This window comes from Hymenobacter sublimis (assembly GCF_023101345.1).
GTDB lineage: Bacteria > Bacteroidota > Bacteroidia > Cytophagales > Hymenobacteraceae > Hymenobacter > Hymenobacter sublimis.
In genome coordinates, this window is the sequence record NZ_CP095848.1 from 3143374 (window position 1) to 3168772 (window position 25399).

Below are 25399 nucleotides of genomic sequence, written 5' to 3' on the forward strand. Positions count from 1 at the left end.
AAGTGAAAAGCGCTAATAAAAGCTGTTTTACGCTTTAAAATCCGATGTTTACCCCAAAGGTATAAGTCTTCGGCTGCGGAGCAGTATAGAAGTCAATACCCTGGTTAATATTATTCTGACTCTGGCTAGCTGACCCAGTTAAGTAGTCAGTGCTTACTTCAGGATCCCAGCCTTTGTACTTCGTAAACGTCACCAGATTCAGACCCTGCACAAATACCCGTGCCGACTGTAGAAAAACTTTCTGAGCCCAAGCAGCTGGCAGGTTGTAGCCGAGCGCTATCGTTCGCAAACGACCATAGGACCCGTCTCGCACGAAACGAGAAGACAAACCAATTCCATTACCGCCTAAGTATTCAGCGCGGGGAACATTCGTAATGTCGCCGGGTTTCTGCCAGCGCTGCAGTTGGTCGCGGGTTTGGTTATCTGGACCGTTGTTAAAGCCTACCGAGTAATACTGGCCTGCTCCATCGAAAATACTGTTTCCAAACACCCCTACCAAGGTCGCGGTCAGATCAAATCCTTTAAACGATAAAGTATTTGTTATGCCGCCTGTCCATTTTGGGTTAGGATTTCCTACCACTACCGACGTAGCCTCGTTTATATTATTCGTGGTAGCGCGGTTGACAGTTCCGTCTGCATTTGTCGAATTCAAATAGTAAAGTGCATCTCCATTATCGGGGTTTACACCGGCATACTCAGGGCCAACAAACACACCTAGTGGCTCTCCTTCCTGAGCACGACTGAGGAAGCTACCTAGGATAGGCGGGCCGTCGAGGTCAGTAATCCGATTAATATTGCGCGAGGCGTTAAACGAAGTAGTCCAAGTGAAGTCACCCACGAAGTTGCGGGTAGTAAGCGAAAATTCAGCACCACGGTTGCGTAGGCTGCCAATATTGCGGAATAGGGAGGTGAAACCAGTAGTGCTTGGTACTGGTCCGAATAATGCCAAGTCCGTAGTACGCTTTTCGTATACATCTATCTCGCCTGAGATACGGTCCTTGAAGAAGCCAAACTCGATACCAGCATCAGCTTGCGTAGTGGATTCCCAAGTTAGGTCAGGGCTAGCTAAGGATATAGGCCGCTGACCGGGTATGCCAACGTAGCCCGATGTACCCGCAAATAAGGCGCGCGAGGCAAAGTTTGTGAAACCTTGGTTACCCGTCCGTCCGATGCTGATTCGAGGCTTGAGCATACTTAGCACCGCGTTATCCTTCAGGAAAGCTTCTTCCGTTGCCAGCCAGCCCAACGAAGCAGCCGGGAAGAAACCGTAGCGGTTGTTGGCTCCAAAACGGGAGGATCCATCATAACGGGCACTTGCTCCGATCAGGTACTTACCCGCAAAGGCGTAGTTAGCCCGGCCAAAGTAGGAAACTAGAGTATTGTTGGTGCGATTGGAGCCACCAGCGGTAATCAAGCTAGCGTTGGCCAGGGTCTTGTAGGCATCGGAGGCAAACTGGGTACCGGTAACGTTGTTACTCGTAAGCTGAGCCGATTCAAAAGAAGTGCCCAACGTCAATTCTAACGAGTGCTGCTCACTGAACGTGTTGCGGTATGTAGCGAAGTTATTGACTACTACTCGGGCGTTGGTAGAGCGAGCACTAAAGCCGAAACCATTAGTTGGACCTGTATTGCGGGACGTGACACGGCCTAAGAACTGATCTTCGCTTTGATTTAATACGTCAACTCCAAGCTCTGAACGGTAGGAAAGTCCTTTCACGATATCTAGCTGAGCGTAGACATTGCTCAACGTCCGATATACAATAGTATTATAAGAACCGTTCTCGATGCTCAGTAGCGGGTTGTAGTAGAAGGGAAATGTGGTGTTAGGCTGCCCCGTAGCAGGGTCCAAAGAGCCGCTTAGGAGGCCAGTGCGTGGGTCTATCAACGGAGTAATAGGAGCTAGCGCCACAATTTGCATTGGGTTACTAAAAGCATTGTCGTTTGGCAGACGCTGGTTCCGCGAACGAGACAAGGCAGCATTTATACCAATGGCAAGCTTATCATTGGCTTTGTGGTCAACGTTAAAACGAGTTGAAATACGCTCGTACTTGTTGCCTACAATGATGCCATTCTGATTGCTGTATTGTCCCGAGACGAAAAACCTGGTTTTTTCATTGCCGCCGCTGGCACTTAGGTCATACTGGCTGAACGGAGCATCTTGGAACACTTGATCCTGCCAATCAGTGTTGTAGGTCAAGGGGTCTGTTGCGCCAGCTGCATATGTCCGAAGGCGGGTGGTGTTAGCCGATGCGGAACGGCCGCTGTTAACCAAGGCTTCTGTTAGTAGGGTAACGTATTCCTGGCTATTGAGAAACTCCCGTTTGCGAGTTGGACTGCTATTACCGGTTTGGAAACCTAAGGTAAATCGGGTGGCGCCTGATTTACCGCGCTTTGTTGTAATAAGCACTACCCCATTGCTAGCTCGTGAGCCATAGATTGCCGATGCAGAAGCATCTTTGAGCACCGTGATACTCTCAATATCATTGGGGTTGATATCGGCAATAGGGTTAGTGGCGGCTGAAGTTGATGAGAGGTTGTCGGCGAGCACCGGAATACCGTCTACCACGTACAGGGGCTGAGTATCACCGCTAATGGAAGAAACGCCTCGTACCCGCACCCGAATACCCTGACCCAGCTTACCACTGCTGTTTTCAATAAATACCCCCGCCGCACGGCCTTGGATGGACTGCTCAAAGCTTTGTACGGGCTGGTTGCCTACGTCTTTGCTGCTGAGTTGTGTCACCGAGCCGGTCAGGTCCGCCTTCGACTGTGTACCATAGCCCACAACTACTGCCTCGCCTAATTCAGTAGCACTGCTGCGCAGCGTAATGGGCACCGTCGTCCGGTCGCCAACTACTACGCTCTGCGATTCGAAACCGATGGAGCTGAGTACGAGAGTAGCGCCGGGCTGCACGGTCAGTGAAAAGCTGCCATCAGCGCCGGTGCTGGTACCATTAGTGGTACCACGTTCCAGCACTGTTACGCCGGGTAGGCCCGAGCCAGTAGCATCGGTTACGCGTCCACTTACTGTGCGTGTCTGAGCTGTTGCGGAAGTAGCCAACAGCACCCCACACGCTAGTGGGATGAGGAAATTTTGTTTCATACAACCTGGCCCTCCTTGAGGCCGATTAGAGTGAAAAAAAGCCGGTCCGCTGTTCCGGCAAAAGCGGGTAAGCATGCAAAGTACATGCTTTTATTCTGCATGCATCGTAAATGCTAGCAGCTAGGATCGGGTGGGAACTAGGATGTTCGCAATTAGCAACATAAAATCTTAACTGGAAAAAGTAGGGCTTCATCCAGACTGTTGCTTGTGGTTTTGATAGCTTGGGCTGACTACCTTTACTACTTGCTAGGTGAAGCTGCCTATCGGCTCGCCAACTTTCTACTCCCCCGAACCCGTCGTATTAATGCCTGATATACAGTATATCACGGAAGGACCTGATGTAGCACAAGCCGCCCAGGCCCTTCACCAGCGCGCCCGCGTGGCCGTCGATTTGGAATTTGATGACATGCGCCACCGCTACGGCCGCAATTTGGCCCTGATTCAGATTTATGACGGTGAAACTGTTTTTTTGATCGACCCCCTTCCTCTTACTAATCCTGCTCAGGAGCTAGAGCCGCTGTGGGCCGTACTCCGGGACCCCGCCGTAGAGAAAGTCTTCCATAGCTGCAAATCCGATATCCTGCTTCTGGACGAGCTGTACGGCGTGCATGTGCGCACCATTACGGATACAAGTGTTCAATATACGCTTTTAGCAGAAGCCGACAATAATATTTCCTTGGGGCGCCTGATTCAACAGGAACTAGGGCTGGAAGTAGATAAGGGCGAGCAGAAGTCGAATTGGCTGAAGCGCCCGCTCACGGAGGCCCAAAAGCACTACGCCGCCAACGACGTCCTTTATCTGTTTGAGCTGGCTGACCGCTTGGCCGACAAGCTGGCTGCTTTGGGCCGCACGAGCTGGTCGGAGCAGGAAAACCGGGCGCTAGAAGAAGTGCGCTACGCCCGTGATGAACGGCCCTACCTGCGTCTGGCTGGCAAATACCGCATTCAGCCCCAGGAGCTGCCGTTGTTTCGGGATTTGTTTCTGCTGCGCGACGAGGTAGCGCGCTCCATCGACCGGCCCACCTATATGGTAGCCAGTAATGACCGCCTGGCCGAACTTACGCGCCTACCGGTTACCAGCTCCGGCCATTTGCGCAACGCTCCCGGGCTGCACCCGGAGCTAAAGCGCAGCCCGTATGCGGAGCGCCTGATTTCCTTGACCCAGGAAGACCGGGAGCCGGAGCCTCCCCTGCCCGCCGAACAGCGGCGCTTTCCCTTTCGGCGGCGGCTCACGGGAGCCAAAGCGGCCCAGGCCGATGCCCGCGAAGCGCTGCTGATGGCGCTGAAAACGCATTTGGCAGAAGACCACAGCCCCGTTATGGCCAACTTGGTACTGAGTAACCGCCTGATTGCCGACATTATTGAGCAGGGCGCTGATGCTACCTTGCGGCCCTGGCAGCATGAGCTATTGCAGCATACTGCTATCCAGCACGGCATCAATTTCCAGGACGTAGCGCTACCCTTCGACCTGAAGGCTTAGCTAACCAGTACTACAAAGCCCGCTGGCTGATACGGTAATCATCGTATCGGCCGGCGGGTTTTTACGTGCGCGGGAATGTTACCGAAGCTTCTCATTTTGCTGATGCCGAGTAGCATCGCGCTGGGTTTTCTTGTCCAGGTTCCGGCGCAAGGCCTCGGTTAAATCAACGCCTGTTTGATTGGCCAGGCAGATAACCACAAACAGCACATCAGCCAGCTCATCGGCTAGCACCTTGTCCTTGTCCGACTCCTTGAACGACTGCTCCCCGTACTGCCGGGCAATGATGCGGGCTACCTCGCCTACCTCTTCCGTCAGCATAGCCATATTGGTTAGTTCATTAAAGTAGCGCACGCCGGTAGTGGTGATCCACTGGTCCACGGTGTGCTGGGCTTCCTCGATTGTCATACTTGGCAGGAAAATAAAGATGAGTTCTGGAATGAGGCGGCGGCTTACGTAGCAGGTTTCACGGCAGGCAGAGGCAGGAGCCTAAGGGCTACTCGGGCGAGTCGAGCACGATGGTGACAGGGCCATCATTGAGGAGCTCTACCTGCATATCGGCCCCAAACTCGCCGGTAGCTACGGGCCGCCCGAGCTGCGCAGCTACTAGCGTCACGAACTGCTCATACAAGGGAATAGCTAGCGGCGGCGGCGCTGCGCCAATGTAGCTGGGCCTATTGCCCTTGCGTGCATCTGCCAGCAGCGTGAACTGACTTACTACCAGAACCTCGCCGGCTATATCAAGCACGGAGCGGTTCATTTTGCCGTCCTCGTCCGAGAAAATCCGCATGTTTACCAGCTTTCGAGCCATCCATTCCAGGGCCTCGGGGGTGTCGGCGGGAGCAAAGCCGGCCAGCACTAGGAGTCCGGGGCCAATATGGCCGGTTACGCGGCCAGCCACGGTAACACTAGCCTGACGGACACGTTGCAGCACAATACGCATACTGAAAAAGGTGATAAAGGAAAACAGTAGCTCTCGGCCGTGCTACGCGTTGGCGGCCGTTACAGCTGCAAGTACGCTCTTGAAGGTAGCAGTTCGTACTATTGAACCCGAAAACCTAGTATTGCCCTACTGCCGCCGCTTGGCGGAGCACCTCACCCCTGACTTGTGCCTAGCTTGCCTTCACCCTATTCTCGTGCGCTCTGGTTGCTACCGGCCTTGCTGCTGGTAGCAGCCGTGCGGTTGCACGGGCTGGCTGATGCCGCCCTGCCCGACTACGACTCGGTGCGCAACTGGCAAATTGTGCAGGAAGTGGCGCACGGCAACCTGCGCCACCTATTCCATCATGGCAGCCCCCTATTTTCCTTGGTGTACGCCCCAGTAGTGTGGCTCACCACGGATTATCGTGTATTTCAGCATCTGAACGCGCTAGTGGCCGTAGCGGCCCTGGCCTTTATGGCCGACTTTATAGCCCGCGAAGCTGGCCTGCGCGGCTGGCAAGTTGGCTTGCTCACCATTCTGCTCGGCACGAGCCTGTTTCTTACCTTTTCCGGCCGCGACTTCACGATGAGTTCATGGAGCCTGTTGTGCTTTACGGGCTTGCTACGGGCTTACTACCAGCGGCTTCGGCAGGCTACGGCCGCGACGTTGTTCTGGGCAGTAGGGTGGCTGGTGCTGGGGTTGTGCTTTAACTACAAGTTCCTGCTTACCCTCCCCATTCTGGGGGTGCTGGAATGGTGGCGGGCCGATGGCTTACTTTGGCGCCGTGGGCACTGGTGGCGCGTGGCCGGGCTGCTGGCCGCCCCCTACCTGCTGTTTGGCGTGGTAGGAGTACTAGCCAGATTGCCCTGGTACTTGTGGCCTGCCATCTACTACAAAGTGGCTTTTCCTGATGCGGCCAACGCAGCGGGGCGGGCCGCTACCATCCGGCCCGATGGGCTTTATTACCTGCGCTACCTCTGGGATTTCGAGTCGGGGCTAGTATGGCTGGGGCTGCTGGGGCCTTTGGTTGCACTTCGCCAGCTGCGGCGCGGTAAGGCACTCTCGCTGGAGCTGTACTTGGCAAGCTGGGGATGGTGCCTGCTGGCAGGCATGTCGCTGCTGATTAAGGCGCCGCGGGGCCTGCTCTGGGGCTACGGCATCTGGTACGCGCTGGCCTTCCTGCAGCTCCGACGGTTACCGGCCGTGCCAATGGTGGTCCTAGTTCTCGGGGCAGTGGGGCTGAACCTGCACCGTATTCAGCAGCAGATTTACGCGTATTCCCCCTCCAGCTACCCCGCTGTGGCAGCTTGGTTACAAGCTCACCAGGCCGGCCCCGTAGTGAGTACTGTTGGGCTTGGGTTGGCGCCGTTTCAGCGGCCTTCCGATTCGGTACGCGCCGTAGTGTCCAGTCGGGCGCTGCCGGCCCTGCGCCAGCGCGGCTACCAATACGTATTGCTGGATAGTTACTGGCGCGTAACCAATGTAGCCGCCTTCGACACGCTGCAGCGTCAACCCGTTGTAGCCGCCTGGCGCGAGCCGCTGCTGACTTCTCCCCTTCTCTTTCTGGAGCACTCAGAGTTTACGGGTTTGGGGTATGAGGCAACCCTAGCCCGGCAGCAAGCAGCCCGCCGCGACTCAGTGCAGTTACGTCTTATCAGGTTGTAAAAGTCTGAGGTAGTGACTGGGCGAACTTGTGGGATGGCAAGGGTACCGAAGCCATCTGTCCGCGCCATGACAACTCATTCAGTCACTCATTCACCGAATCACCGCTTCACTCCCAGGCTGTCGAGCCAGTGCTGGTAGCGGCGGGCATTGCGCTTGTGCTCAGCGAAAGTGGCGGCAAAATCAGAGTAGCCACTGCCACCTGGGCGGGCGCAGAAAAAGAAGTAATCGTGCCGGGCGGGCTTGAGAACGGCGTCGAGGCTCTGACGGTTGGCGGAAGTGATAGGTCCGGGCGGTAGCCCCTTGTGCTTGTAAGTGTTGTAGGGCGAGTCGACCAGCTTATCCCGGTTCAGTACCCGCTTCACGCCAAAGTTACCGATGGCCCAGAGCAGCGTAGGGTCGGCTTGCAGGCGCATGCCGCGGCGGAGGCGGTTGAGGTAGGTGCCGGCAATCAGCGGCTTGTCTTCTTTTTTGGCCGTTTCGCGCTGTACAATGCTGGCCAGCACGTGCACCTGCGCCGGCGTGAGGCCCAACGAGTCGGCGCGGCGGCGACGCTCCGCCGTCCAGAAACGGCGGTGGGTAGCGGCGGCCGAATCCAGAAACTGCGGGGCCGAGGTAGTCCAGAGCAGGCGGTAGGGCCCGGGCAGGAACAGGGTCAGAATTGTGGTGGTATCGAGTTGGTAGCGGCGCTGGAGGTAGGCGTTGTCCTGCAACAACCGGCGCAAACGGAGCGAGTCAGTTTCAAGTTGGCGGGCTACCTGCCGGGCCAGTTGGGGCTTGTACTTGAAGACATCGAGGGTGAAAGCAACGGTGTCCTGCTCCCCGCGGGCCAACAACTCAACCAGCGCCGCATTACTCAGGCCCGGCCGCAGCAGGTAGCGCCCAGGCTTTACCTGTTGCGGATAGTCGCGCCAGCGTGCTACCCGCTCGAAGGTGCTTACATCGTGCAGGAGGTCGTATTTGCGCAGCGAATCCAGCACGGCCCCGTAGCCCGTGCCGGTCCGGATGTAAAGGTAGGCCGGCCCGAAGGCAGAGTAGCGCACGTTGGGCTTCCACAACGCGTACCAGGCCGCTCCCAGCGCCCCCAGAAGCAGCAACAAGGCAGCAAGCAGGGCCGGCCACCGGAGACGTTGCATAAGGGAGCGAGCAGCAGTCAAACGAAAACGGGATAGGTAAACTCCAAAAATAGCCGATTTAGCCCTAGGCCCCGTTTACCAGTGCCGCTACGGCAGCTTCCAGCTCCTGCTGGCGCTGGCGGCGCTCCACTTCCACCGGAGCCGCCGCACGTACCTCACAGTTCGGAATGGTGCACCGCTCGCAGGTTTCGTTTACCTCCTTCTGGGGAATAACCACATCGTCGAGGAAGCGGATTTTCTGCCGCAGGTTCTCGTCGCAGAGCAAACCCACCGTAACGCTCACGGCGGGCTCAGTAGCGGCGCCGGCGCGGGCCAGGGTCAGGCAGAGGTACTCGTCGTTGTTGGGGTAGTGGGAGCGTTGGGCCCCAAGCGTATAATTCGGCGCGTGGGTGGCGGGCTGCTGGCGCAACTCGGCAATCATGCGCAGGGAAATCCAGCGGCGGCAATAGTGCTCGTGCAATTCGTTGCCGTGGGGGTTATGCAGGCGCGAGAGGTGGAGCTCCTTGGTTAGCTTGTAGCCGGCCGAGGCATTGGCTTGGTCGAAGCGCAGGAAAAATAGGCTCTGGATACCGAAGTGGCGCGGCAGCAGGTTGGTAATACGCTGCATGAACATCTCCGGCGACACATCATACTTGGCCAGCAACTCCAGCAGCAAGGCTGGGTCCCACTTCTTGGAGTTGAAAAAGCGCGTGAGGTCACGCACCAGCATTTCCTCGTCCATGAGCAAAGCCCCTGCGAAGTACGATGCCTTAAAATTATTGAGTACTTCCTCGAAGGAACGCACCGGGAAGGAGGCATTCACGTAGGGCCGCTCCCGCAGGGCGAGGTAGTTGAACGCTACCTCCCGGCCCAACACGAAACCTTCCTGGGCCCCGCTCATGCCGGGCCGCAACAACAAGCGCTTGGCTTTGGGCTGGAATACGGAGCGCAGTCGCCCGAGGTGGGCGTACTGATCCAGGCCGCTCCGGTCAATGGTATACCCGTAGGTTTCCACCAGCACCCGCTCCAGCTGGCTCCGGTCGAGGGGGGCTGCGGCGGGCAGCTTGTGCTCCACCATAAAGGTGCGCACATCCTGCTCCAGCTCCTCAAAGTAATTGTCGTGCATCTCCTGAAAAGAGCGCAACGCAGCCAGGAAAAAGTGCTCCTGACGCATTTCGTAGTTGCGCGCAATTTCAAACAGGGTGCTGATAAAGGCGTTCATCTTGGCTGGCGCATCGGCAATCAGCTCCACAATGCGCAGTGGGTCCAGCCCGAACATGTCCAGCGGAAACTCCTTGAGCAAGTCCGACTGCAGCAGCTCGGAAATGGGTTCCAAGCGCCGGCTCAGAGTCAGGGAGGTGAGCTGGTCGTAGCTGACGCCCAATACTTTGCTCAGGCTCAGAATTTTATCGGCCTTGGGGTATTTCTTGCCCTTCTCAATCTCATTGAGGTAGGAAACCGAGACGTCGCAGGCGCGGGCCAGCTCCGCGGGGGTGTAGCCGCGCTCCTGGCGCAACTCCCGCAGTTTCAGCCCAAAAATCAACCGGACAACCTGACCGTGACTCAGCATAACTAGGAATGAGGTAGAACGTGTGGCGGGTAAAGATGCGGTGATGGACGTCCTGACTGGGGCATCGGCTGCCTCATTAAGGCAAATACATGATGCCTGTGCGGGCTATTTGCTAGGTAGCACGACTACCGACGGAACAGCCGAGTCAGGAAGCAAGCACATTTTACATCAAAAACCTACAAATCTAGGCCTATGCATCGGCTTTAAGAAATTAGCGAATCTTCACCTGACCGTAGTCGCGTTATCAGCCACAGCTAACGCCTTCTTACTCGCCGGCTACTTGCGTCACGGGGGGAGTGGGGCTACCTACTTCGGCAGACTCGTTATTTGCCCATTCCGAAACACGGGCACTACCGCGTATTCATCTTGGCGCATGCAAAACTCCATGTCTTTGTGGGCCTCCAGGTAGTTTAGGCGTCGTACGTGTGAAGATTTGAGCAGGTAGGCCGCCGGATCAGGCTGGGCCAGGGCCCACAAATCAAGGGCGGCCAGGGTGGCATCGGAGTCCGTGGTTTGGAAATCGGCCTGCAGGCGGGCGGCCAGGGCTCCTCCGAACAAGGTATCTTCCAGGCAAAAGTTACCCTTCCAACCGGCGCACACTATTACCACATCTTTCCCCACCTGCCGCAGATGCTCCGCCACGGCCCCGATGTTCAGGAACGCGCCCACCACAATTTCCTCGGCGGCGGCCGATAGATGCAGGGCGCGGGTGCCGTTGGTGGTAGTAATGGCGACCCCGCGGCCGCGCACGGGCACTACCCCATTGAGGTAGCCGAAGGGCGAGTTGCCCAGGTCCACGCCGGCTGCTTGTTGCCCGTCGCGCTCCGCGGCCGTGAGGTAACCCTCGGCCGCCATAGCCTGGCAGTCGGCCAGCTCGCTGAACGGCACCAAGTGGGTAACGCCCTGAGCCAGCGCCGTTACAATGGAAGAAGTAGCGCGCAAAATATCCACCACTACTGCTACCCTACCTTGCAGATTGAACACAGGTAGCAGCTCAGGCGAAAAGCAGATGTCGAGAGTGGGGAGACGGGAGGATGACATACCATGCAGTAATTAAGCAGAACGTCATTCCGAGCGAAGCGAGGAATCTCGCGTGCTGATGTTGAGTAACCGTTACAACATCAGCACGCGAGATTCCTCGCTTCGCTCGGAATGACGTTCCTGTACGTTTTATCTTCTGGTTGAAGTCACTTACGCTTCCTCGGTGCCTTTCACGAAGGGCAGCTTCACAACGGTAGCGGGCAGTTGCTTGCCGCGCACCTGCACGAAAATCTTGCTACCGGGTGTGCTCAGTTCGGTTTGCACGTAGCCCAGGCCAATGCCCTTGCTCAGGCTCGGCGACTGGGTACCGCTGGTTACGTCGCCTACTTTCTCGCCGGCTTCGTTCACCAGTTCGTAATGCCCGCGCGGAATGCCGGGGCCGTCCATCAGGAAGCCCACCAGCTTGCGCTCTACGCCCGCTTCCTTCTGCTTTTTCAGGCTGTCGGCGTTGGTAAACTCCTTAGTAAATTTGGTAATCCAGCCGAGGCCTGCTTCTAGGGGTGAGGTTTCGTCGGTGATGTCGTTGCCGTAGAGGCAGTAGCCCATTTCCAGGCGCAGCGTGTCGCGGGCTCCCAGGCCGATGGGTTTCAGGCCGTGGGGCTGGCCGGCTTCCATAATTTTCTGCCACACCTGCTGGGCGTGTTCATTGGGAACGTACAGCTCAAAGCCGCCCGCCCCGGTGTAGCCCGTGGCCGAGATAATGACGTTAGGCGCGCCAGCGAAGGTACCCTGCACGAAAGAATAGTAGGGAATGGTGCTCAGGTCGGTATCGGTCAGGCCCTGGAGCGCGGCAATGGCTTTGGGCCCTTGCACGGCAAACAGGCTGATGTCGTCCGACACGTTTTGCATCTCGGCGCCGTCGGTGTTGAACTGCTGAATCCAGTTCCAGTCCTTGTCAATATTGGAGGCGTTAACCACCAGCAGGTAGTCTTCCTCACCCAGCATGTACACCAGCAAGTCATCCACGATGCCGCCCTCCTGGTTGGGCAGGCAGGAATACTGCGCCTTGCCGGGGCTGAGCTTGCTGGCATCGTTGGAAGTCACGCGCTGAATTAGGGGTAGGGCCTGGGGGCCGCGTACCCGGAACTCGCCCATGTGCGACACGTCGAAGATACCCACGGCCCGCCGCACCGTGTGGTGCTCGTCGAGGTCGGAGGAGTAGCGCACCGGCATGTTGTAGCCCGCGAAGGGCACCATTTTGGCACCTAGCTGCTGGTGCACGTCGTTGAGAGGAACGGTTTTGAGCGTTTCAGACATGGGGTGGGAAATGAGGTAGAAATAGCAAATTGAGGTTGGTAGCCAAGCGGGGCGGCTAGCCCCACGGGGCCCGGGCTGGGAAGCCAGCAAGCCATTGGCAGGGCGAAAGTAGCCAATTATGCCGGGCTGGCGCGAGCAGGTTTGTTATCTTTGTTCCTCCTGGAATGCTGCTTCCAGCCGCCTAGCCTTTTGCCACTCCCCGCTTGTTCCCTGCCGCGGCATGGTTCAGAGTTTCTCCCCTCCCATGCCCTACGATTTAAAACAGGAATTCGAATCAGCCAGCATTAAGCATCTGCTTTTTAAGTCGAAGCTGCGCTCTTTTTTGTACGGCAGCGGCACGAGTGAGGCGCCCATTCGCGACCCACAGGCGTGCATTTTTGGGCACTGGATTGCCGAGCGGGCCCTGCCGGATTTTGGGCATCTGCCCGAAACGCGGGAGCTAGACCGCGCCCACATCAAGATTCACCACGTGGCCAACCGGCTCATGGACCTGCACCAACGTGGCCACAAGGAAGAAGCTATTGCGGGCCTGTCGGAAATAAACGCCCTGGCTGATCATATTACCAAGCTCTTGCGTACGATGGAGCAAAAACTCCGCGCCGAGCAGTAAACGGCCGGTTTCCTGTTACCGTGCTGCATGAAGCTAAAAATCTCTACTAAACTCTTTGCCGGTTTCGTGGCCATCTCGGTGCTGTTTGCCGGGGTAGTTGCCATTAACTACCAACTCTCGCGGGCGGTGCTGCGCAACTCGCAGCGGGTAGAGCGCTCCACGCGCATTACGGGCGAGGCCACTACCCTGCTGCGCAACATCATCGACATGGAAACCGGTTTTCGGGGCTACCTGCTCATCGGCAACGAAACCGTGCTGGAGCCCTATTACGAAGGCGAACGAAACCTGCTGGGCCGGTTTGCCCAGCTGCGCGACGAGCTAACGGTGGCCACGCCCCAGTACGAGCGCATGATTCGGGCCCAGCAACTGTTCCAGCAGTGGGCCGCTTACTCCCACTTGCTCATCAGCGAGAAACGGGAGGCCCTGCGCCGCAACTCCAGCCAAACCGGCCTCGATGGCTTGGAGCACCGCAACCTGACTACCGATCTGACGGGCAAGAACCTGATGGATCAGATTCGGGTGCTGTTCGCGGCCTTCGAGAAGGTAGAAACCCAAACTCGCATTAAGCAGCGCGTGAAGCTGGGCGACAGTATCCGGGAAACCCGCATTCTATCGGTGAGCATTACGTTGGCCACCATTTTTCTGGGCCTGCTGTACGCCTCCTACCTGGTGCGGCAGCTCGCGCGCCGCATTGGGGGCATGGTGAGCCAGGCCCAGCGCATTGCGGCCGGCAACTATACGGCCCAAGTGCACGACACGGAGCAGGATGAGCTTACGGAGCTGGCCGACTCGCTCAATACCATGACCGACACCATTAACACGAACATCCGACAGCTGGAGCGGCGCAACCAGGAGCTGGACCAGTTTGCCTACGTGGTGTCGCACGACTTGAAGGCGCCGTTGCGGGGCATTGAAACGGCCTCGCGCTGGATTGAAGAGGATATGGGCAAAGACTTGCCTGAACACATCCGGGAGTTCTTGAAGCTGATGCGTACCCGGGTGCGACGCATGGAAAGCCTGATTTCCGGTATTCTGGATTTAGCTAGGGTAGGCCGCACACCCCAGGCCGACGAGCCGGTTTTCGTACGCCAGCTGCTGCGGGAAATCATTGACTCCCTGGAATTGCCCGTGGGTTTCGAGGTGGAGCTGCCATTTTACCTGCCGACCTTACACACAAACCGCGTTCAGCTCCAGCAAGTATTTACCAACCTGATCAGCAACGCCGTAAAATACCACGACCGCCCCGAGCACGGCAACGTGCGCATCGGTTGCATAGAGGGGCCGCAGTTCTACACCTTCTCCGTAGCCGACGACGGGCCGGGCATTGCCCCGGAGTACCACGAGCGGATATTCGTCATTTTCCAGACCCTAACGGAGCGTGATACCCTGGAAAGCACCGGGGTAGGCCTGGCAATTGTCAAGAAAATTGTGGAGCGCCAGGGCGGCACCATTCGCGTTGAATCAACTGAGGGTCAGGGGGCCACTTTCATCTTCACCTGGCCTAAGGAGCGTACCCGCCGCCTGGAAAACTGAGCCGCGCTGGTTCCGAACACCGCCATTATGCGGTAGTTGCCGTATAAAAATGCCGCTGCCACCTGGTATTTATCCTGCTCCTTTCCTTATGGCTTCTACCCCTGATCAACCCAGTATTCTGCTCGTCGAGGACGACCAGATGGATATAATGAACGTGCAGCGCGAGTTGCGCAAGCATAACGTGGACGTGCCCCTGCACATTGCCCGCAACGGCCGCGAGGCCCTGAACATGCTGCGCGGCGAGGGTGGCCAAGAGGCCATTCCCAAGCCCAGCGTGGTAATGCTGGACCTAAACATGCCCCGCATGAACGGGCTGGAACTGCTCTCTACCCTACGTTCTGACCCAGAGTTCGTGGGCCTTAACGTCTTCATCACCACAACGTCTGACCTGGAAACCGACCGCCTCAAGGCCCAGGACCTCGCCGTTAGCGGTTACATCATCAAACCCCTGAGCTTCGACAGCTTCGGCGAGGGCGGCACCACCGTAGACGGCTTCAGCCTCTTCTTAGACCTACTGCGCCTGAAAGAGTGAAATGGTAACTGAGTGAGTTGTCCTGGCGAGGAGGCACGACCAAGCCACCCTTCCTCTCATTTGCCCGAAGCTCAATAACCTGACAAGCCCTTACTTCCAGCGCGGAAGTAAGGGCTTGTCACATTTTAGCAGGGTAGCGCACTGGTCAGGAAGGACGGCTTCGTGCCTCGCCATGACAGCACGGAAAATTCATTCGCCATTTCATTACCTGACTACTTCACCACCTCACTGCTTCACAAAAGGCGGAAGCCCATGCGGTGGTGCTCGGTGGGACCAAAGTCGCGGATGGCGGTACGGTGGCGGGCGGTGGGGTAGCCTGCGTTTTGCTCCCAGCCGTAGTGCGGATACTCAGCCGCCAACTCCCGCATGCGCTCATCGCGGAAGGTTTTGGCCAGCACGGAGGCGGCGGCAATGTTGCGGTAGATACCGTCGCCTCCAATGATGCAGGTGTGCGGCAGGGTGGCGTGCGAGCGGAAGCGGTTGCCATCGACTAGCAGGTGCGTGGGGCGCGGCTGTAATTGGTCGGCGGCGCGGTGCATGGCCAAGTAGCTGGCCTGGGCGATATTGATACTGGCAATTTCCTGAGGCGAGGCTTCGGCTACAGCCCAGGCCACGGCTTCGCGGCATATTTCGGCCCGCACCTGCTCCCGGCGCTTGGCTGTCATCTGCTTGGAGTCGTTGAGGTAGCGGGGGGCAAAGTCGGGCGGCAGAATAACGGCGGCGGCAAACACAGGCCCGGCCAGACAGCCGCGGCCGGCTTCATCGAGGCCCGCTTCCAGGGGCTCGCCGGAGTAAGAAACTAGTAGCATATGCCCCAAAAATACGGCTCAGACCATGCTATTCGGCTACTGAATGACACAATTTGACCAGCCACCACGGAGCACCACCCGAAAACGGGAAAAGCCTCCGCGGTGGCCGAAGCACCCGCGGAGGCTTTTCTATGGGTAAAAACTAATGGGCTAAAGGGAATATCTAGCCCTAAAAATCAGCAGGGCTAGTGGCTGCCAGCCGTAGTGCCCGCATCCGGACCAGCCGATTCGCCGCGGCGGAAACCCTGCTTGTCGCGGGGGCCTTCATCAATGGCGTCATCCTCATCGGTGGTGATGTACACGTTGGTAGTGGGGCCTAAGCCTCCCGTTTTTTCGGCCAGCTCAGATTCGGCCTGGGCGTGCTTCAGATTGAACAGTGGGTCGCCTTCCTGTAGTTGAGATGCCTGGTTTTTTGGTTGATTAGCCATAAAAAGTACAGTGTCGGCCGGGAAATGAACGACCGATACTGGCTTCCTACGCGCGCTACACAGTAGAGGTTGGCAGGAGTTGCTTACATGATTTGGGCAGCTGGCCGCCAGAAAATAAAAAAGCCGCTGCCCGAGGCAGCGGCCTTTTCCGTCGCATTGGCCGGCAATTATCATTCATCCACCCTACTCCTTTTGCCGGGGTCAACACTACGCGGTACGAGCCTTCCTTTCCATAAACCCTACGCGCGCTGAATACTTAATGAGTCAAAGGTATGCCCGCACTTAGGCCCTGCGCTGCAATATTGGACTAACAGCCTCCTTACGCCGGCCAACAGCTTGTTCCAACCGGCGAGGGTAGCTGAACAGCCCGGTAAGCCCGCGCCGCGCCCTACCTTTGCAGGGTTCACGCTACTTGTTCGTTACTCCACTTGTCCGTTTGCTATGGCTGCTCCCGCTGTTGATGAAACCCATAACCCCTGGCAGCTGCTGGGCTCCGAAATCAAATACCAGAATCCCTGGATTCGGGTCCGGGAAGACAAAATCATTAACCCGGCTGGTAACCCAGGTATTTACGGGGTAGTGTCGATGAAGAATAAAGCCCTGGGCATCATTCCCGTGGATGCGGAGGGTAATACCTGGCTAGTGGGCCAGTACCGCTACTCCTTGAGCGAGTACAGCTGGGAAATACCGATGGGCGGCGGTCCGGTGGAGCTTGATATTCTGGAATCGGCGCAACGGGAACTGCGCGAGGAAACCGGCCTGAGCGCCGCCCGCTGGACTAACATCATGCGCCTGCACACCTCCAACTCAGTTACCGATGAGGAAGGGTTCGTGTTCCTGGCTCAGGAGCTAACTCAGGGCGAGGTGGAGCCCGAGGAAACCGAGGACCTGCGTCTCTGGAAACTTCCGCTAACCGAGGCCGTGCAACTGGTTATGGACAGCCGCATCACGGACGCTATCAGCGTGGCCGGCCTGTTGAAAGCGGCCCGCCTGCTGAACCTGTAAGTGGCCCGCCGGACGCCTGAGGTTGTTGTATTACAGGCTTGAGCCGGGGCGGCGTGGTAGGCGGGCAGGATGCAACCCGGGCTCCGGCGCGGGTACTGTTCTTACGTGCTGCTAGGGCCCTTCTCATATTCCCCGTACTTTTGCACCTATGTCGCGCCTCCTCCGCTTTATCGGCCACCGATTGTATACCACTTGGGCTACGTTCTGGTTTGTAATGCCGTTCGTGCTGACGTATCCGCTGCAGTGGGCCCTGAGCCGGCGGCCCCAGTGGCACCGCTACCTGCACACGCTGAACCGTTACTGGAGCAAGCTCTTCATTCGCATGTGGGGGATGCCGGTGGAAGTAGTGCGCAAACACCCGCTGCCAGCCGGGCAGCCTTGCGTGTACGTGGCCAACCACAGCTCCTACATCGATATTCCGCTGCTGTTCAAAACCATTCCGGGCTGGCTGAACATCATGGGCAAAAGCTCCCTGGCGAAGGTGCCCATCTGGGGGCCGATTTTCGGGCGGGCATACATCACCGTGGACCGCGACAGTGCCATTAGCCGGGGCCGGGCCATGGTGCAAGCCCGCCGGACCCTAGAAGCGGGGCGTTCAGTGGTTATTTTTCCGGAGGGTGCCATTTCCAAAACGCCCGGTCAGCAGCTGGAACCGTTTAAAGATGGGGCCTTTCAACTGGCCATTGCGGCTGGGGTACCGGTAGTGCCCATTACCATGCCCCTGAACCACCGCTTCATGCCCGATGTTGACGGGCTGCGGGTACGCTACTCGCCCCTGGCCATCATTCTGCACGAACCTATTCCTACCACCAACCTTACGGCCGCTGATGCACTGGCCCTTAAGCAGCAGGTGTATACGACCATTGCCAGTGCCCTCCGCCCTGAGGCAGGTGGCATTCCGGAGCCAAGCACTTGGCGCGGGCCAGGGCCGCAGTTGGCTAGCCCCGCCGCCCCAAGCCCGCAGCAGCCTGAGTTGTTGGCCAACCGCCATTAAGCCTCAGGCCGCATCAAAGCGGAATTGCCTGGCTTATTTCCTCATCATACCTACTTACCTTCTCTTACCCGTGAGCACCGACCTTGCTACTCTCCGCGGCTTAGCCCATTTGGCCCGCCTCGAATTTGACGACACGAAAGAGCAGCAGATGCTCGGCGACCTGAACAAGATTCTGGATTGGGTAGACCAGTTGCGTCAGCTTGATACTACCGATGTGGAACCTCTGGTGCACCTCTCACAGGAAATCAATGTGCTACGCCCCGACGAGCCCCAGAACACGGTGAGTCACCAGGATGGTCTGCGCAACGCTCCGCGCAAAGACTCCGATTACTTCCGCGTACCTAAAGTACTGGACTAACTGTTGGTGCCTGCTCCCGCTTCTTCCGCCACTGCGCCCCGCCCCGGCTGGTGGCGCGGCTCCTTCCTGTTGCTGGCGCTGTGTGCCGTGCTGGCCGTAGTAGCGGCTGGCTGGTACTATGTCACCGCCGATGACACGGTGTTGCCGGTACGCCCGGTGGCCCAGCTAACGCCCGTCCCGACCACCGTAGCCACCGTGCGCGTGGGCCTAGAGGCCCTACCCGTGCAGGCCAACACCTACCTCATTACCCAAACCTACGACGTGGCCGGCCCCTTTCTGCAAACGGAAGCGGCGCTGGTATTGGTTGGGTTGTTGGGGGTAGCGTTGGTATACTTCCTAGCGGTAGTAAGCAGCTTCGCCCGGCCGGCCTTCGTGGCGGGCATGGCACTGGTTATTTTCCTCCTGATGTCGCTCAACGCCGACTTGCTGGGCGTGTTCGATGCTGGGCAGCAGTATTTTCTGGTATTGGCATTGGCCGTGTTGGCTTTGCCGGCCTACTACTTTCACGCCTTCCGGCCCAACGTTGCACTAGGCAAGCGCTTGCTGCTGTTTGGCGTGCTGGTGCTGGGCTTAGGGGCGTTACTGTTTGGCAGTAATCCCAACCCGGCTGAAGTTACGGCCCTACACTTAAGCGGCTTTTTTACCGTGAGCGGGGCCGTGGCTTTTGCCCTGCTGGTGCTGTGGGTTGGGTTCGAGAATGTGTACGGCCTCTTGTGGCTCAATACCCAGGCCGAAACGCCAGCGGGCCGTTTCGGCCTATTACCGTTTTTGCTGGCCAGTGGCTTATACCTCGGCACCCTGGGCATGTACTACTGGAACAATGGAGTGGTAGAAGTGCTGCCCGGCTGGCACCTCGATCCGCTCATTCTGCTAGTACCGGCGGTGGTAGTGAGCTGGCTGGGCCTACGGCGACGAGCAGCTACCTACGGCGCGTGGGTGCCGTACCAGCCGGGCATGATTCATTTGTTTCCGGTGCTGGTACTGCTTGGGGCAGCAGCTCTGGGCTATGCCCTGGCTACGGCCAATGACCCGCTTCTGCTGGCCGCCCGCGACTTTACGGCGCTGGCCTTGCTGTGCGTGGGCGGAGCCTTTCTGATTTACATTCTGCTGAATTTTGCTACTCTGCTGCGCCAGAAGCTACCCGTGTACCGGGTGGTGTATGAGCCGCGCCGCTTTCCTTTCTATGCCATGTATGCTCTTGGCGTAGCGCTGCTAGGGGTAGTGCTGCTGCGTAACCAGTTCATCATTGCCGATCAGGTAAAGGCGGGTTACTACAATAACCTTGGCGACTTGGCCCGCCTGCAAAGCGAGGTAACGCCCGATGACCTCTCGCAGGCGCTGCTAGCCGAGCGCTACTACGCCGAAAGTGACGCCCTCGATCAGCACAACCACAAGGCCAGCCTGGGCCGGGCAGCCCTGTACCGCTTTCGCCTGCAGCGACAAAACGAAATTAACATCCTGCGCCGCGCGCTGAGCCGCCGTCCGTCCGAGAAGATTTCCCTCCGGTTGGCGGCGCTCTACAATGAGCCCCAGGATTTCTTCGACCGGCTCACCGTGCTGCGCGAGGCCCTGAAAGCCACGCCCCGGAGCGCCCGTCTCAACGGCGACTTGGCTCAGCTCTACACTCGCTCCGCCATTGCCGACTCGGTGCTATACTACCAGGACCGCGCCGAAGCTGCCGCTCCCGATGATGCTGTGCTACAGGCCAACCGGCTGGCCTACCTCATCGGGCAGCAGCAGTGGCCCGCCGCCACCCAACTGGCCCAGCGCAACGCCGCCTCCCCGGATGAGGCCTTGCAAAGCAACGGCCTGCTTCTGGCCCGCCTCACCAACAAGACTTCTACTGCCGCTCCGGTTCCTGATACTGCGGCGGCGCTTACCCCCGTCCGGTTTGCCCGCCTCTACCACGACGGGCTGAACCGCGCCCTTCGCCACGACACCACTCTGTTGTCGGTACTGCCTTATTTGACGGCTCAGCCCGCGAACAGCGCCTACCTCGACCAGCTAAATTTCCTGCGCGCCTTTACCCAGCACTACGGGGGTCGGCCCGTTGCGGCTCAAACAACTATCCTACCGCTGGCTACCGGCTCAGGATCAGCTACTGGCTATTATCAGCAGTTACAGGGCCTGTGGCTCCTGGATCAGCACCTACCCGCGCCGGCCGCCGGCCGTCTGACCGAGGCCCGCCAGAATGGCACCGCTTCGGCCGCGCTACCGGCCGCGTATGCTTTGGCCCTCAGCAACCAACCCGACTCGGCGCGGCGTGTTGCGCGGCGGGCTGCTACCGGCCCAGATTTGGCCAGTATCAGACCGGCGCGCCGGTTACAAGTAGTGCTGGAGCCAGATTTCCGGGCCAGTTTTCAGCAAGCGCCGGACTCTTTACGGGTACAATACGTGGTCCTGCGCGGCGACGAGCTACCCGCAACTGAACTGCTGTCGGCGGCCACCGCTATTACGGCTCCTGCTCTCCGGCAGGTTGCCTTGCTGGCCCAGCTACCGAGGGCTATTCAGGCGGGTCAGTTACCAGCAGCTGAGCAGGCACTTAACCAGTTTGCGCCGGTCCTTACGGCACCGAATGCTTCGGCCTGGAACGTGCTGCGGGGCGAGTTGTACGCACGGGCTCAACAATGGCCTGCCCTACGGCAGCTCGTCAAGCAAGGCCTTTTTGAGGGTTTCGACCAATTCTACCGCCTCTATTTTCGAGCCGCCTTGGCCGAGACGGACAAACAGCCCAAGCAAGCAGCGGCCCTCTACGCCCAGCTGGTCCGCGAGGCTCCGTTTGTAGAAAATGGCCTGGTAGCGGCGGCTAACTTTCACACCCGGCAGCGCGACTTTCCGGCGGCCTATAACACCCTGTTGCGCGGAATTGAGTACAACCCGGAGTCGGCTGCTTTACTCAAGGCCTATGTGCTGGCGGCTGTTCCTGTGGGGCTTACCGAATACGCTGCTGCGCCATTGGCCCACTTGGGGGCATTGCTTTCACCCGCAGATTACGCTACCTTTCGTACACAGTACGAGGCACGTCGTGCGTCTTACGCCACTTCCGCCGCTCCCTGGAACTAACCCGGCCCTCTGGTTATGCTGTATCCCGTCATTGAAACCACTGACATTTCCAAGGTCTACCGTATGGGGTCCGAGGAGATTCACGCTCTGCAATCGGTATCCATTACCATTCAGCGCGGCGAATATGTTGCCTTCATGGGCCCTTCCGGCTCGGGCAAATCTACTCTCATGAACATAGTGGGCTGCCTCGACACGCCTTCCGGCGGCCACTATATTCTGAATGGCAAGGACGTAAGCAACATGACCGACAACCAGCTTGCCGATGTGCGCAACCGGGAAATTGGCTTCGTGTTTCAGTCGTTTAACCTGCTGCCCCGGGCTACGTCACTCGACAACGTTGCGCTTCCTCTCATTTATGCTGGCTACGGAAAAAGTGAGCGGCAGGAAATGGCCCGCGAGGCCTTACGGAGCGTAGGCTTAGCGGAGCGTGCCATGCACAAGCCCAATGAGCTTAGCGGTGGTCAGCGTCAGCGCGTAGCCATTGCCCGTGCCTTGGTCAATAACCCCAGCATCATTCTGGCTGATGAACCTACCGGGGCGCTTGACACTCGCACCAGCCACGAGATTATGGAGTTATTTGAGGCCCTTTACGTGCGCGGCAACACCATTATTATGGTAACGCACGAGGAGGATATTGCCCGCCACGCCCACCGCATCGTGCGCCTGCGCGACGGCTTGATTGAATCAGATGTGGTGAATAACGCGGTGGCTACCCAGCAGTTAACTACTTCTTAGCCTTGCGCCGCCCCCAAGACGTGGTCCGGATTCTAACATTTAGGGCCAATAAGTAGTAGTTGGACTTTACGTTCCACTGTTTTCTGCCTTCCTGTTGAAAATCTATACCAAAACGGGCGACCAGGGACTCACCTCCCTCATCGGCGGCACCCGCGTGCCCAAATCAAGTCTGCGCATTGACTGCTACGGCACCGTGGATGAGCTGAATTCCTACGTGGGCTTAGTCCGTGACCAAGCGGTAAATGCTAGTCGCCGCGACTTGCTCAAAGAAATTCAGGACCGTCTGTTCACCATCGGTTCCTCTTTGGCCTCTGACCCGGAGAAATCCAAGATGAAAATTCCGGATTTACATGCCGAGGATGTGGCCCTGCTGGAACGCGAGATGGACCGCATGAACGAAACCCTACCCGAGTTACGGGTTTTCGTGCTTCCTGGGGGCCATCAGTCGGTGTCTTTTGCCCACGTGGCCCGCTGCGTGTGCCGGCGGGCGGAACGGCTGGTTATTCAGCTCCGCGAAGATTCATTCGTGGCCGATCTGGTGGTGATGTACCTCAACCGCCTCTCCGATTATCTCTTCGTGCTAAGCCGCCAGATGGCCCATGAGCTACAGGCCGAGGAAGTGAAGTGGGAGCCTCGTATGTAAAGGCTGGCACTGATCTAAACTAACAAGTGTTCGGAAGAAATTCTGCACCTTTACCATACCGCACCGATCCTCTTCCCACCCACGCCAACACAACCTGACTTCTTAGGGCCACCCGTTGGCTCCGGACATGTTGGTTGTGTACCTGTTACCCTTTTCCCACCCCACTCCTCATGCTCGACACGTTCACTATTCCCACGCAGCGGACTACCGCCTCGCGTTTGGCTGCCGTAGATTTCGACCAGCTCGAATTCGGCAAGACCTTCTCTGACCACATGCTGGTAGTTGACTACCATGATGGCGAGTGGCAGGAGCCGCAAATTGTGCCCTACGGCGACATGACGGTAAGCCCGGCTAATTCGGCTCTGCACTACGGTCAGGCCATTTTTGAGGGTATGAAGGCCTACAAAAATCAGCAGGGCGATATTTACATCTTCCGGCCCTACGACAACCTGAGCCGGCTTAACTTATCGGCTGAGCGTATGTGCATGCCGGCCGTGCCGGAAGAAATTTTCATGCAAGGCCTGAGCCAATTGATTCGCTTGGATGCCGAGTGGGTACCGAATTTCACGGGTAGTGCCCTCTATATTCGCCCCTTCATGTTTGCCACGGATGGCATGCTGGGCGTCCGCCCCTCAGATTCGTACCGCTTCATGATCATCACGTGCCCGGTTGGCCTGTATTACAACAAGCCGCTGCGGGTACGATTCGAGGAGAAATACGTGCGCTCGGCCGAAGGCGGGGCAGGCTTTGCCAAAAATGCGGGTAACTATGGTGCGGCCATGTACCCTACCAAGCTGGCCCAGCAGGAAGGCTATAATCAGCTCATCTGGACCGATGCCTCGGAGCACAAGTACGTAGAGGAATCGGGCACAATGAACGCCATGTTCGTTATCAACAACCGGTTGACAACGCCGGCCCTAAGCACCTCCATCCTTGACGGCATCACTCGTCGTAGTGTGCTGCAGCTAGCCCACGACTGGGGTATGCCCGTAGAGGAGCGCAAAGTGTCGGCCCTAGAGATTTTGGAAGCACAAGCCAACGGCACTCTGCAAGAGGCCTTCGGGGTAGGCACGGCGGCTACCATTGCTCCTATTGCTACCATCGGCTACCAGGGCCAGGACTATGCCCTCCCCACCCCACCGGCTGACGCTTTCTCGCACCGGGTATCGGCTGCACTGGCCGCCATTCGTAGCGGCGAAGCTGCCGACCAGCACGATTGGATGGTGCGAGTCTAGCTCCGTTAACCAGTTTTCGATTAAACAAGAAAAGACGGCCCCACATGGGGCCGTCTTTTCTTGTTTACAGTGTTTTTAGTACGGTAAGACTACCCTCGCAATTTATCCGGACATTTGCCTTCGTGCATCGGTAGATGCTACGCCCCGTTCATTCATTTTATCATTCATTCTTTTTTCCATGACCTACGACCAGGTGAAGGAGTTGAAGGGCCGTGCCGAGGCCCTGAGGAGGTATCTTTGACTACGATGCCCGCAAAGAGCAAATAGTAGCCACCGAGCAGCAAACCACAGCGCCCGGCTTTTGGGATGACTCCAAAAAAGCCGAGGCCGTTATGAAGGAAATCAAATCGGTTAAAGTCTGGACGGATGATTACGAGGCCGTTGAGAAGCTCGTTAGCGACGTTGAGGTACTCTATGACTTCTACCGCGAAGGCGACGTAGAGGAAGAGGAAATACAACGCGAGTTTCAGGGGGCGCAGCAGGCCGTGGAGCGACTGGAGTTTAAGCGCATGCTTTCCGATGAGGAGGACCAGCTTTCCGCCATCATTGACATCAACCCCGGTGCTGGAGGTACGGAAAGCCAGGATTGGGCCGAAATGCTCATGCGCATGTACATCATGTGGGGTGAAAAGCAAGGCTTCTCCGTGCGTCAGGTTAGCTACCAGCCCGGCGAAGGAGCCGGTATTAAATCCGCCTCGTTGGAAATCGACGGTCAGTTTGCCTACGGCTACCTTAAAAGCGAAATTGGGGTTCACCGCTTGGTGCGCATCTCCCCTTTCGACAGCAGCGGCCGCCGCCATACTTCCTTCGCCTCGGTTTTTGCCTACCCCGTGGTAGATGATACCATCAATATTCAGATTAACCCAGCCGACATTACGTGGGACACTTACCGGGCTGGGGGTGCCGGCGGACAAAACGTAAACAAGGTAGAAACGGCCGTCCGCCTGCGCCATGCACCATCCGGCATTATCATCGAATGCCAGATTGAGCGCAGCCAGCTCATGAACAAAGAACACGCCTTACGCATGCTAAAGTCGCGCCTATATCAGCTAGAGTTGGACAAGCGCAACGAAGCCCGGGCAGTAGTAGAGGCGGGGAAAAAGCGCATTGACTTTGGCTCCCAGATCCGCAACTACGTGCTGCACCCCTACAAGCTCATCAAAGACCTCCGTACCGGCATCGAGCGCACCGATGTGCAGAATGTATTGGACGGTGACCTAGAGGAATATATCAAGGGTTATTTGATGCAGAACTGAGTATCTATCAGATAGTAAGTAAAAAGCCCGTTGGTCAATCACCAACGGGCT

The 25399-nt window shown here is 57.7% G+C and carries 22 protein-coding genes; 13 read left to right on the plus strand and 9 right to left on the minus strand.

The annotated features are described in order from the left end of the window. Positions 1-34: 34 nt before the first annotated feature. Positions 35-3103 carry a SusC/RagA family TonB-linked outer membrane protein gene (locus MWH26_RS13065; RefSeq protein WP_247974632.1) on the minus strand — a complete coding sequence of 1023 codons (3069 nt, stop codon included), beginning with the start codon at positions 3101-3103 and terminating at the stop codon, positions 35-37. A gap of 304 nt (positions 3104-3407) precedes the next feature. On the opposite strand from MWH26_RS13065, the gene MWH26_RS13070 reads away from it, so the two are divergent. Beyond that, on the plus strand, positions 3408-4583 hold the full coding sequence (locus MWH26_RS13070) for a ribonuclease D (protein WP_247974633.1): 1176 nt from the start codon (positions 3408-3410) through the stop codon (positions 4581-4583). 78 nt (positions 4584-4661) lie between these two features. On the opposite strand, the gene MWH26_RS13075 is transcribed toward MWH26_RS13070, so the two are convergent. Both MWH26_RS13075 and dtd read right to left on the minus strand, forming a co-directional pair. Continuing rightward, the gene (locus tag MWH26_RS13075) at positions 4662-4988 is read right to left on the minus strand and encodes a nucleotide pyrophosphohydrolase (RefSeq protein WP_244697050.1); all 327 of its coding nucleotides are present in this window, start codon (positions 4986-4988) and stop codon (positions 4662-4664) included. Between the two features lie 88 nt (positions 4989-5076). Next, complete coding sequence (dtd, locus tag MWH26_RS13080; RefSeq protein WP_247974634.1) at positions 5077-5523, minus strand: D-aminoacyl-tRNA deacylase; 447 nt, start codon at positions 5521-5523, stop codon at positions 5077-5079. Between the two features lie 174 nt (positions 5524-5697). On the opposite strand from dtd, the gene MWH26_RS13085 reads away from it, so the two are divergent. Continuing rightward, complete coding sequence (locus MWH26_RS13085) at positions 5698-7167, plus strand: hypothetical protein (RefSeq protein WP_247974635.1); 1470 nt, start codon at positions 5698-5700, stop codon at positions 7165-7167. 98 nt (positions 7168-7265) lie between these two features. Here the strand turns inward: MWH26_RS13085 and mltG are convergent, their stop codons facing one another. The 4 genes from mltG to gcvT all read right to left on the minus strand — a co-directional run bounded on the left by mltG (position 7266) and on the right by gcvT (position 12147). Continuing rightward, positions 7266-8300: an endolytic transglycosylase MltG gene (gene mltG, locus MWH26_RS13090; protein ID WP_247974636.1), complete on the minus strand. Its 1035-nt coding sequence runs from the start codon at positions 8298-8300 to the stop codon at positions 7266-7268. Positions 8301-8364: 64 nt separating this feature from the next. Further along, the gene (locus MWH26_RS13095) at positions 8365-9849 is read right to left on the minus strand and encodes a helix-turn-helix domain-containing protein (RefSeq protein WP_244697054.1); all 1485 of its coding nucleotides are present in this window, start codon (positions 9847-9849) and stop codon (positions 8365-8367) included. Positions 9850-10155: 306 nt separating this feature from the next. Further along, the gene (locus tag MWH26_RS13100; RefSeq protein ID WP_247974637.1) at positions 10156-10890 is read right to left on the minus strand and encodes a 2-phosphosulfolactate phosphatase; all 735 of its coding nucleotides are present in this window, start codon (positions 10888-10890) and stop codon (positions 10156-10158) included. A 150-nt stretch (positions 10891-11040) separates the two neighbouring features. Next, complete coding sequence (gcvT, locus tag MWH26_RS13105) at positions 11041-12147, minus strand: glycine cleavage system aminomethyltransferase GcvT (protein WP_247974638.1); 1107 nt, start codon at positions 12145-12147, stop codon at positions 11041-11043. Between the two features lie 244 nt (positions 12148-12391). Here gcvT and MWH26_RS13110 point away from each other — a divergent pair, with 244 nt between their 5' ends. From MWH26_RS13110 to MWH26_RS13120, 3 genes are all read left to right on the plus strand, one after another. Beyond that, positions 12392-12757: a CZB domain-containing protein gene (locus MWH26_RS13110; RefSeq protein WP_247974639.1), complete on the plus strand. Its 366-nt coding sequence runs from the start codon at positions 12392-12394 to the stop codon at positions 12755-12757. A 27-nt stretch (positions 12758-12784) separates the two neighbouring features. Beyond that, positions 12785-14290 carry a sensor histidine kinase gene (locus MWH26_RS13115; protein WP_247974640.1) on the plus strand — a complete coding sequence of 502 codons (1506 nt, stop codon included), beginning with the start codon at positions 12785-12787 and terminating at the stop codon, positions 14288-14290. An 88-nt stretch (positions 14291-14378) separates the two neighbouring features. Next, entirely contained in the window at positions 14379-14822 is a 444-nt protein-coding gene (locus MWH26_RS13120; RefSeq protein WP_244697059.1) for a response regulator, read from the plus strand. Positions 14823-15055: 233 nt separating this feature from the next. Here MWH26_RS13120 and rnhB read toward each other — a convergent pair whose 3' ends face one another. Beyond that, positions 15056-15631 (minus strand): ribonuclease HII, encoded by a 576-nt coding sequence (gene rnhB, locus MWH26_RS13125; protein ID WP_244697060.1) that lies wholly within the window; start codon positions 15629-15631, stop codon positions 15056-15058. Between the two features lie 185 nt (positions 15632-15816). Further along, entirely contained in the window at positions 15817-16059 is a 243-nt protein-coding gene (locus MWH26_RS13130; protein ID WP_244697061.1) for a hypothetical protein, read from the minus strand. Positions 16060-16500: 441 nt separating this feature from the next. Here MWH26_RS13130 and MWH26_RS13135 point away from each other — a divergent pair, with 441 nt between their 5' ends. The 8 genes from MWH26_RS13135 (at position 16501) to prfB (ending at position 25348) form a co-directional block, all read left to right on the plus strand. Next, positions 16501-17064, plus strand: coding sequence for an NUDIX domain-containing protein (locus tag MWH26_RS13135; protein WP_244697062.1), 564 nt, complete (start codon positions 16501-16503; stop codon positions 17062-17064). A gap of 148 nt (positions 17065-17212) precedes the next feature. Further along, positions 17213-18058, plus strand: a complete 846-nt coding sequence (locus MWH26_RS13140) for a lysophospholipid acyltransferase family protein (RefSeq protein WP_247974641.1) — start codon at positions 17213-17215, stop codon at positions 18056-18058. 70 nt (positions 18059-18128) lie between these two features. After that, complete coding sequence (gene gatC, locus MWH26_RS13145; protein ID WP_110977075.1) at positions 18129-18416, plus strand: Asp-tRNA(Asn)/Glu-tRNA(Gln) amidotransferase subunit GatC; 288 nt, start codon at positions 18129-18131, stop codon at positions 18414-18416. A 6-nt stretch (positions 18417-18422) separates the two neighbouring features. After that, entirely contained in the window at positions 18423-21479 is a 3057-nt protein-coding gene (locus MWH26_RS13150) for a tetratricopeptide repeat protein (protein ID WP_247974642.1), read from the plus strand. 15 nt (positions 21480-21494) lie between these two features. After that, a complete protein-coding gene (locus MWH26_RS13155) occupies positions 21495-22214 on the plus strand; it encodes an ABC transporter ATP-binding protein (protein ID WP_244697065.1) in 720 nt (239 codons plus the stop codon). Positions 22215-22308: 94 nt separating this feature from the next. After that, positions 22309-22857, plus strand: a complete 549-nt coding sequence (locus tag MWH26_RS13160; RefSeq protein WP_247974643.1) for a cob(I)yrinic acid a,c-diamide adenosyltransferase — start codon at positions 22309-22311, stop codon at positions 22855-22857. Between the two features lie 170 nt (positions 22858-23027). Beyond that, positions 23028-24092, plus strand: a complete 1065-nt coding sequence (locus MWH26_RS13165; protein WP_247974644.1) for a branched-chain amino acid aminotransferase — start codon at positions 23028-23030, stop codon at positions 24090-24092. A gap of 178 nt (positions 24093-24270) precedes the next feature. Next, positions 24271-25348 (plus strand): peptide chain release factor 2 gene (prfB, locus tag MWH26_RS13170; protein WP_247974645.1). Its coding sequence is split into 2 segments (ribosomal slippage): positions 24271-24330 and positions 24332-25348, totalling 1077 coding nucleotides; the frame shifts between segments, so codons are not numbered across the junction. The last annotated feature ends 51 nt before the right edge of the window (positions 25349-25399 follow it).